The following is a 2,591-nucleotide window of genomic DNA, read 5'->3' on the forward strand; positions in this document are numbered from 1 at the left end:
CTCAATATCAGCAAAAGAGAGCTGGAGGTTTTGCAGCTCATGTCTGTAGGTTTAAGCAACCAGGAAATTGCGTTAAAGTTATTTGTTTCCTTAAACACCATAAAAACACACAACGCCAGGCTTTTCGAGAAACTGGAAGTTAAACGCAGAACACAGGCCATAGAAACAGCCAAAAGACTCTGTATTATCCCTTAGTGCACTGACGCATTGGTATTAAAAAGCAATCAATCTGAAAAATCACCCTAAAGTATGAGGGTTAAAAAAAATAATCGAAGCAATTTTGTGGTGTAAACCTCTTAAATTATAAACAGATGAAAAAGAACGTAATTGTATTTGGATTAATCGCCGGCTTAATTGTATCAACCTTGATGGTGCTCTCTATGGCGAGATGTTATAGCGACCCGAATCTTGAACACAGCATGCTTATCGGTTATGCCTCAATGGTATTGGCTTTTTCCTTTATTTTTGTCGGCATCAAAAACTACCGCGATAAATACAACGATGGATTAATCACTTTCGGCAAAGCATTTAAAATCGGGGCATTGATCAGTTTGGTAGCTTCTACCATATATGTTATTGTCTGGTTGATTGATTATTATGTATTTATGCCTGATTTTATGGATAAATATGTTGCCCAGGCACTTAGAGAAGCCAAAGCAGATGGTGCATCGGCAGCTGAGCTGGCAACTAAGACAAAAGAACTGGCTTCCAGTCAGGAAATGTACAAAAACCCAGTCATGGTAGTTCTATTTACTTATATGGAAATACTGCCTGTAGGAATATTGATCTCATTGGTAGCAGCACTCATTCTGAAAAGAAAACCAAGCACTCCGTTAAGTGTAAAAACCGCTTAAGATACCTGTTAATCTGATCTCCTTTTATTAATTTTAAGCCACTAAAAAACAGCTATGTATACGATACCCTTTACCAATATAGATTGGAGCCAGATAGAAAAAGTAGAATACCCTGGCGAAACAGGCACAGCAACATGGCAAACCTTAAACCTGGATGGCTTAAGGATCAGGATTGTAACCTACTCTGCGGGCTACCTTGCCGATCATTGGTGTCAGAAAGGCCATATTGTACATTGTTTGGCAGGTAGCTTTGTAAGTGAAATGGAGGATGGAGCAACATTCGCGCTTAGCGCGGGGATGACGTATGTGGTTTCTGACGATTTAAGTTCACACCGGTCAGTATCACAGGAAAGCGTGAAACTTTTAATCATTGATGGCAGTTTTTTAAAACCAAAAGACACTTAAGGTGATTTATTAATTATCACCCCATTTCGCAGTTATTATAAAAGATAAAATGATGCTGGTTAAATCACTTTTGGGTGAATTTCTTCATGAAGCAGAAAACACCCGCAAACTTTTAAATGCAATACCAAACAGTGCTTTGGATTTTATACCCTCAGCACACTCCTGGACTACGGCCCAGTTGGCATCGCACATTGCTGAAATCTACGATTGGTATCCAGGAACTTTTCACGGCAACGAATTTAACATGGATACCTATAAGCGTGACGAGGTAGATATCAGCGATATCGAAAACATTATAGGCAAWTTTGAACGGGCCTTTAAAAGGGCCAAAGAAAGTATCGAATCGGCCACAGACAAAAGCATGTTCGAAGACTGGAAAATGACCGCTGGAGGTAAAACGGTTCTCCAGCCCATGCCAAGGATCCAGGTAATACGGGGCTTTTTAATGAACCATATTTATCACCACCGTGGCGAAATGATTGTATACCTGCGTTCAACAGGGAATAAGGTACCAAGTATGTATGGGCCCATTTACGAAGACAGTCTTAGATAAGGTTCACAAATTATTATCTTAATTTTGAACAAAAGATTATAAATGAAGATTTTTGCCGAAACCGAACGTTTAATTTTGCGTGAATTGCTACCTACAGATGCTGAGGGCATGTTTGAAATGGATGGTGATCCTGAAGTGCACCTTTACCTGGGCAATAATCCTGTAAAATCAATCGAACAAAGTATCGCAGAAATAGAATTTATCAGAAAACAATATATCGAAAACGGTATTGGCAGATGGGCTGTTATCGAAAAAGCAACAGGCAATTTTGTAGGTTGGTCGGGCTTAAAACTAATTAAAGAATCTACCAATAACCATATTAATTATTATGATCTGGGGTATCGGTTCAGTAAACGGTTTTGGGGCAAGGGCTATGCTACAGAAGCTGCAGTGGCGACACGAGACTATGGTTTTAATGAACTAAATCTGCATGAAATTATTGGCATAGCAGATATCGATAACCTGGGATCTATCCATGTTCTGGAAAAAGCGGGTTTAAAACGGATCTCTATTTTCGATTACCATGACATAAAACATCACTGGATGAAGATTGAAAAACCAATTTAGCGCTTTCAAAAAGCAATTTTGTCTTTTTATGGTTTAGTTTTTGATGTTAAAAAGGAAAATCATTTAAACCTTACATTATGAAACACCTAATCTTCTGTGGAATGCTGCTCTTATTATTGAGTTCTTGTAAAGAAAAATTAGATCCAGCGAGCTTTAACAATAACAAGTGGGAGTTAACAGCGCTGCCAGGTTTAACTTTACCTACAACAGCA

General features: G+C 38.6%; 5 protein-coding genes. All 5 read left to right on the plus strand.

The features are described 5' to 3' along the window. The coding region (locus AC1DPQ_RS24295) for a response regulator transcription factor (protein ID WP_477611140.1) at positions 1–195 on the plus strand (195 nt) is incomplete at its 5' end. A gap of 116 nt (positions 196–311) precedes the next feature. After that, positions 312–854, plus strand: a complete 543-nt coding sequence (locus tag AC1DPQ_RS24300; protein WP_477583717.1) for a DUF4199 domain-containing protein — start codon at positions 312–314, stop codon at positions 852–854. Between the two features lie 54 nt (positions 855–908). Continuing rightward, positions 909–1,259, plus strand: coding sequence for a DHCW motif cupin fold protein (locus AC1DPQ_RS24305; protein ID WP_477583719.1), 351 nt, complete (start codon positions 909–911; stop codon positions 1,257–1,259). 49 nt (positions 1,260–1,308) lie between these two features. Continuing rightward, positions 1,309–1,812: a DinB family protein gene (locus AC1DPQ_RS24310; RefSeq protein ID WP_477611141.1), complete on the plus strand. Its 504-nt coding sequence runs from the start codon at positions 1,309–1,311 to the stop codon at positions 1,810–1,812. 42 nt (positions 1,813–1,854) lie between these two features. Then, on the plus strand, positions 1,855–2,379 hold the full coding sequence (locus tag AC1DPQ_RS24315) for a GNAT family N-acetyltransferase (RefSeq protein ID WP_477581786.1): 525 nt from the start codon (positions 1,855–1,857) through the stop codon (positions 2,377–2,379). Positions 2,380–2,591: the final 212 nt, after the last annotated feature.

The organism is Pedobacter sp. 01T416_2, assembly GCF_056398925.1.

Coding starts and splice junctions, on each gene's coding strand:
- AC1DPQ_RS24300 (WP_477583717.1), top strand. CDS start 312: ATGAAAAAGAACGTAATTGTATTTGGATTAATCGCCGGCTTAATTGTA.
- AC1DPQ_RS24305 (WP_477583719.1), top strand. CDS start 909: ATGTATACGATACCCTTTACCAATATAGATTGGAGCCAGATAGAAAAA.
- AC1DPQ_RS24315 (WP_477581786.1), top strand. CDS start 1,855: ATGAAGATTTTTGCCGAAACCGAACGTTTAATTTTGCGTGAATTGCTA.